Consider the following 5747-nt stretch of genomic DNA (forward strand, 5'->3'; position numbering starts at 1 on the left):
CGGGCCACCTTCGCGGCTGCCCGTCGCCGCTTCGTCGGGCCACCTTCGCGGCTGCCCGTCGCCGCTTCGTCGGGCCACCTTCGCGGCTGCCCGTCGCCGCTTCGTCAAGCCACCACCGCCGGCTTTTTCGACACTCCGCCCCATGCTCCGAACATGGACACAGTTCGCGAGGCGCTGCAGGAGCTCCCGGATGCGGTGTTCGCCGACCTGCTCGAGAGCGAGTCCGCCTACCGACTCGTGATCGATCTGCCGGGAGCGACCGCCGACACCACCGAGCTACGGAGCGAGGGCGGTCGGCTCCACATCGAGGCGCGCCGCGAGAAGTCGTTCGGCGGCGAGTTCGACTACGTCCGGGAGGACCGGCCGCTCTTTCTCGACGCCGAGATCCCGCTGCCGCCCGACGCCGGCACGGACGCCGAGGCGTCGATGAGCCGGGGCGTGCTCACCGTCACCGTCCCCAAGCGCTCGGCCGGTCCCGCCGAGTCGATCGAGATCGACGACGCCTGATGCTCGGACCGACTGCCAGCCCGGAACCGACGCGCCCGAGGGCGGGGTGATCTAAGCTGGTCTCTCTCCGTGCCTACTGGCGATTCCTCGTCGTCTTCAAGGGCTTCTTCCCCCTGCTGTTCGCGTGGGCGAGAGACCGCAAGCGGTTCCTGCTGTTCGGGCGGAGCCGCAGCGTCGACAGCGAGACGCGAATCCGGCGGGCCGAGGCGCTGCTCGAGACGCTGCTGACGCTCGGGCCGACGTTCATCAAGCTCGGCCAACTGCTCTCGACCCGACCGGACATCCTCCCGCCGGAGTACGTCGACGTGCTCGCGAGCCTGCAGGACGAGGTGCCGCCCGCCGACTGGGACGAAGCGAAGGAGGTGCTGGAGGACGAACTCGGCCCCGTCGAGGAGACGTTCGACGAGTTCGACAGCGAGGCGATCAGCGGCGCCAGCCTCGGGCAGGTGTACCGCGCGGTCCACGACGGCGAGCAGGTGGCCGTGAAGGTGCGCCGGCCGGGGATCGTCCCGCTGGTCAACGCCGACCTCAAAGTGCTGCGCTGGTCGCTGCCCGTGATCGTGTTCCTCGTCGACGAGTCGAGTTCGTTCTCGCTGTCGAACCTCGCCGAGGAGTTCTCGAAGACGATCCGACAGGAGATGGACTACGGCCGGGAGCGCGTGATGCTCGAGGAGATCAGCGAGAACTTCGCGGGCAACGAGGAGATCCGCATCCCCGACACCCACGAGGCGGCCTCCGGCGAGTCGGTGCTGACGATGGAGTACCTCCCGGGGACGAAGATCAACGATCTCGACGAACTCGACGCGAAGGGGATCGACCGCACCGAACTCGCGACACGGCTCCAGCGCATCTACCTGCAGATGATCATCGACGACGGCGTGTTCCACGCCGACCCCCACCCGGGGAACCTCGCGGTCGACGACGAGGGGGCGGTGATCTTCTACGACTTCGGGATGAGCGGCCGCGTCGACCCGTACATCCAGGAGAAGATCGTGGAGTTCTACGTCGCGATCGCCGAGCAGGACACCGACGCGATCCTCGACGCCCTCGTGGAGATGGGGACGCTCTCGCCGGAGGCCGACCGCGAGGTGATGGGCCGGGTGATGGAGCTCGCGATCCAGGACGCCCGCGGCGAGGACATCGAGCAGTACCGCGTCCAGCAGATCATCGAGCAGGTCGAGGGGACGATCTACGAGTTCCCGCTGCGGCTGCCCCGGAACCTCGCGTTGGTGCTCCGGGTCGCGACCGTCGTCGAGGGGGTGTGTGTGACGCTCGACCCCGAGTTCGACTTCATCAGCGTCGCGACCGACTACCTCACCGAGCAGGGGTACCGCGAGCAGACCGCCCGCCGGATCGCGAACGACGCCGCCGAGCAGGCACAGGAGACCGCGGGCGCGCTGGTGTCGGTGCCGCCGAAGCTCGACCGCGTGCTCGACGGGATCGAGGAGGAGAGCCTCACGATCAACATCAACGTCGAGGACGGCGAAGACGTGTTCCGGGACCTCGCGAAGCGGCTGATCCTGGGAATCTTCGTCGCCGCGGGCGTGCTCTCGGCGGCGCTGATCTACGCGTTCGGGCAGGACTGGCGGGTCTCCGCGGGCATCCTCGCGGTGACGGCGCCGCTGGTGCTCGCGCTGTGGCGCTCGTTCCGGCGCAAGCAGCGGTCGATCCGGGCGACGCCGCAGTTCACCCGCCAGAACATGCGGGAGCGCGAGCGGAAGTAACGGTCGCCGGCAGCAGGTGGTTTTTGCCGGCCGGCGACACAGGACCCGTATGGACGTCTCGCCGTTCGGACTCGAACGCTGGTTCGCGGAGTACGAACACGACGCCGACATCATGCTCGCCGAGAGCGGGATCCGGTCGCTGCCGGCCGACCGCTTCGATCTCGACCCCGGGAAGCTGGGGTACGTGATCCCGACCAACGGCGATCCCGAGTTCCGCGCCGACGTGGGCGACCGCTACGGGCGGAGCGCCGACGAGGTGCTGTTCACCGTCGGCACGCAGGAGGCGAACTTCCTCACGTTCCTCTCGCTACTCAACTCCGAGCACGGCGACCACGCGGTCGTCGTCACGCCGACGTACCAAGCGCTCCACGCCGTCCCCGAGGCGTTCGGCGAGGTGACCCGCGTCCCGCTGAACCGCGAGGACTGGAGCGTCGACGTGGCCGGGGTTCGGGAGGCGATCCGCGACGACACCGCGGTCGTAGTGCTCAACAACCCCAACAACCCCACCGGGAACTACCACGACGAGGAGACCGTCCGGGAGCTGTACGACCTCGCGGCGGAGCACGACGCGTACCTGCTCTGTGACGAGGTGTACCGGCTGCTCGCCGAGGAGCCGATCACCCCGGCGGCCGCGATGGGGGAGTACGGCATCTCCACGACCAGCCTCACGAAGGCGTACGGGCTGGCGGGGCTGCGGTTCGGCTGGGTCGTCGGCGACGAGGACGTGGTCGAGCGCGCGTGGCGCTGGAAGGACTACACCACCATCTCGCCGACGCTGTTCGGCCAGCACGTCGCGAAGCAGGCGCTGGGCGAGCAGGAGGAGGACATCCTCCGGGAGAACCGCGACCTCGCGACGAAACATCGCGAGATCGTCGCGGACTGGATCGACGAGCAGGATCTCGACTGGCACGAGCCGGTCGGTGTCAACGGGTTTGTCACAGTGCCTGACGGCTTCGAGGACGCCGAGGAGTTCTGTCGCGTCGTGGTCGAGGAGGCGTCGGTGGTGCTGGCGCCGGGGCACCTGTTCGGTCCCTACGAGGACCGCTTCCGGATCGGGTTCGGCCTCCCGACCCCGGAGCTCCGGGAGGGGCTGGAGCGGGTCGGCGACGTGATCGAGAGCCGCTAATCCTCGTCGTCGCCGTCGTCGTCGGCCGTCGCCGCCGGCTCGGGCACGACAGTTACGTGGTCGATACCGACGGAGTGCTGTTTCGTGGCCATATCCGTAGGGTCGGCTTCCGGCCTCAAGAGATTACCCATACGCATAACGTATCGCCGCGCGCCGAGCGATACCTCCGGGACATATCCATGTCTGTCGGGTATCGCTCGCTCGGCGACGACAACTGGAACGCATCGGCGCCAGCTACGAGATCGAATAGCGGCGGCGTGGAAACGCGCGCCGGTGTGATCCGTTACTACTGTCCGAAAACGGGGCCGCTCAGAAGTTCTCGTCGTACAGCTCCTGTGCGTGCTCGATGGCGTCGAGCGCCGCGTCCTTGTCCTCCCAGCCGAGGGTAGTGACCTCCTTGCCCTCCTCGAGGTTCTTGTACGTCTCGAAGAACTCGTCGATCTCGTCGAGCGTCTGCTGGGGGATGTCGTCGAGGTCGTCGATGTGGTCGAAGCGGGGGTCCTCGCTGGGGACGGCGATCACCTTGTCGTCCTGCTCGCCGTCGTCGTCCATCTTCATCAGCGCGACGGGGCGGGCCTCGATCACGCAGCCCGGGAACGTGGCGTCCTCGACCATCACCATCACGTCGAAGGGGTCCTCGTCGTCGTAGTAGGTCTGCGGGATGAAGCCGTAGTCGAAGGGGTAGTGAACGTTCGAGTGCAGCACGCGGTCGAGAACGACGCCCGGCACGTCCTTGTCGTACTCGTACTTGTTGCGCTCGCCTTTGAGACACTCCACGATCGCGTAGATCTGCTCGGGCGCGTCCGGCCCCGTCTCGAGGTCTTCCCAGAGGTTCGTCATGCCTTCGGAGGTTCCGGCAAGCCGGGCAAATGCTTTTCGGGACGTTCCTGTCCGGGCGAAAACGCTTTTAGGTTGGGACGACTATCTCCTGTCACGAGCACTGGACGAACACCCCGAACTGTCCGGCTCCGAGGTAGAACCCCGGGAAGGGGGGTCTACTACGGCCACAGTGGTGGGGGGGAACGGACAGTGCCACACCCTAACAATGTCAGAGGCAGAAGCAGTTACCGACGAAGAGCCGGGTATCGCACGTGATCTTACAGCGTTCCAGCAGAACATCCTCGTCATCCTCTCCGAGGAGGCGATGTACGGGCTCGCGATCAAACGCGAGCTCGAGGAGTTCTACGGGACGGAAGTCAACCACGGTCGACTCTACCCCAACCTCGACGATCTGGTGGAGCTCGGTCTGGTGGAGAAGAGCGAGCTCGACAAGCGAACCAACCAGTACGCGCTGACCGAGAAGGGCCACGAGGCCGTCCTCGACACGCTCGAGTGGACGCTCTCCCGATACGTCACCGACGAGAGCCGCGCGGACGAGGTCCGCGAGATCGTCGACGAGCAGAACTGACGGCGGCTACTCCTCGCTGACCGGCGCCGGCGGCTCGCTGTCGGCCGCCGCGAACAGTTTTCTGACGGAGTCCTCGACCAGCGACGCGTCCGTCTCGCTGGGCCAGGCGTTGCGCGGGTAGTACTCGTCGAGGAACAGTTCGACCTCCTCGGCGGTCAGCTTCTCGATGGGTTTGGCGTAGTGGTTGCTGGCGAAGTCCGCGAGCGCCCGGGCGTTGGCCTCGTGATCCGGGTACTCCTCGGCGACATCCTCGACCAGCTCGTCGTTGTGGTCGGCGATCTCCTCCCAGTGCTCGGGGTCGCCCGGGCCGGAGAGGGAGATCTCGACGGCGCGGTCGGTCTCCTCGATGCGGTCCAGTTGGACGACGCCGTCCTCGATCCACTCCTCGGGGTAGAGCACCAGCGTGTCGTCCTCGTCGCGGAGCCGCGTCTCGTAGTCGTGCTTCTCGACCAGCTCCTCGCGTCGATCTCGGTACACCGACGCCTCCTCGGCCGCGGCGTCGTCCTCCCGGCGTTCGGCCGCACGCGCCAGTCGGGTCAGCCGTTCGGTCTCGTCGACGGCGTCAGCCGGGATGTCCGGCACGCGCTCCTCCTCCCCCTCGGTTCGGTCGACTGTCTCGGGCTCGCTATCGGTCATCGAGTGCCTCGTTCGCCAGATCGTCGGCGCGTTCGTTTATCTCCCGTGGAACGTGCTCGACGTCCCAGCGGTCGAACTCGCGGAGCAGCTCCCGGGCGGTCACGCGCAGCTCCTTGAGTTCGGGATCGTTGGTGTTCCACTCCCCCCGGAGCTGCTTGACGACCAGTTGTGAGTCCCCCCGAACGTCGATCTCGTCGAGGCCGAGATCCCGCGCGGCCCGGAGCGCCCGCAGCAGCGCCTCGTACTCCGCCTGGTTGTTTGTCCGGTGGCCGATCTCCTCGCCCCCCTCGGCGACGACGCCGTCGCTGCTGACGATCGCCCAGCCGACGGCCGCCGGCCCGCGGTT

The 5747-nt window shown here is 67.3% G+C and carries 7 protein-coding genes; 4 read left to right on the plus strand and 3 right to left on the minus strand.

What is annotated here, in order from left to right; genetic code table 11:
* The first annotated feature begins 153 nt into the window (after window positions 1-153).
* From ACFR9S_RS09815 to ACFR9S_RS09825, 3 genes are read left to right on the plus strand one after another with little or no spacing between them, the layout of a single operon-like run.
* Window positions 154-507 (plus strand): Hsp20/alpha crystallin family protein, encoded by a 354-nt coding sequence (locus ACFR9S_RS09815; RefSeq protein ID WP_379731269.1) that lies wholly within the window; start codon window positions 154-156, stop codon window positions 505-507.
* A gap of 56 nt (window positions 508-563) precedes the next feature.
* Entirely contained in the window at window positions 564-2231 is a 1668-nt protein-coding gene (locus tag ACFR9S_RS09820; protein WP_379731275.1) for an AarF/UbiB family protein, read from the plus strand.
* Window positions 2232-2280: 49 nt separating this feature from the next.
* Window positions 2281-3357, plus strand: coding sequence for an aminotransferase class I/II-fold pyridoxal phosphate-dependent enzyme (locus tag ACFR9S_RS09825; RefSeq protein WP_379731270.1), 1077 nt, complete (start codon window positions 2281-2283; stop codon window positions 3355-3357).
* 309 nt (window positions 3358-3666) lie between these two features.
* Here the strand turns inward: ACFR9S_RS09825 and ACFR9S_RS09830 are convergent, their stop codons facing one another.
* Window positions 3667-4197: an inorganic diphosphatase gene (locus ACFR9S_RS09830; protein WP_379731271.1), complete on the minus strand. Its 531-nt coding sequence runs from the start codon at window positions 4195-4197 to the stop codon at window positions 3667-3669.
* Window positions 4198-4402: 205 nt separating this feature from the next.
* On the opposite strand from ACFR9S_RS09830, the gene ACFR9S_RS09835 reads away from it, so the two are divergent.
* Window positions 4403-4765, plus strand: coding sequence for a PadR family transcriptional regulator (locus tag ACFR9S_RS09835; protein WP_379731272.1), 363 nt, complete (start codon window positions 4403-4405; stop codon window positions 4763-4765).
* A gap of 6 nt (window positions 4766-4771) precedes the next feature.
* On the opposite strand, the gene ACFR9S_RS09840 is transcribed toward ACFR9S_RS09835, so the two are convergent.
* Window positions 4772-5401 (minus strand): DUF7108 family protein, encoded by a 630-nt coding sequence (locus ACFR9S_RS09840; protein WP_379731273.1) that lies wholly within the window; start codon window positions 5399-5401, stop codon window positions 4772-4774.
* Window positions 5391-5747: reverse transcriptase-like protein (locus ACFR9S_RS09845; protein ID WP_379818525.1), on the minus strand; the 357-nt coding region annotated here is incomplete at its 5' end. The genes ACFR9S_RS09845 and ACFR9S_RS09840, both read right to left, overlap by 11 nt.

It is taken from the genome of Halolamina salina, from assembly GCF_042678005.1.
GTDB lineage: Archaea > Halobacteriota > Halobacteria > Halobacteriales > Haloferacaceae > Halolamina > Halolamina salina.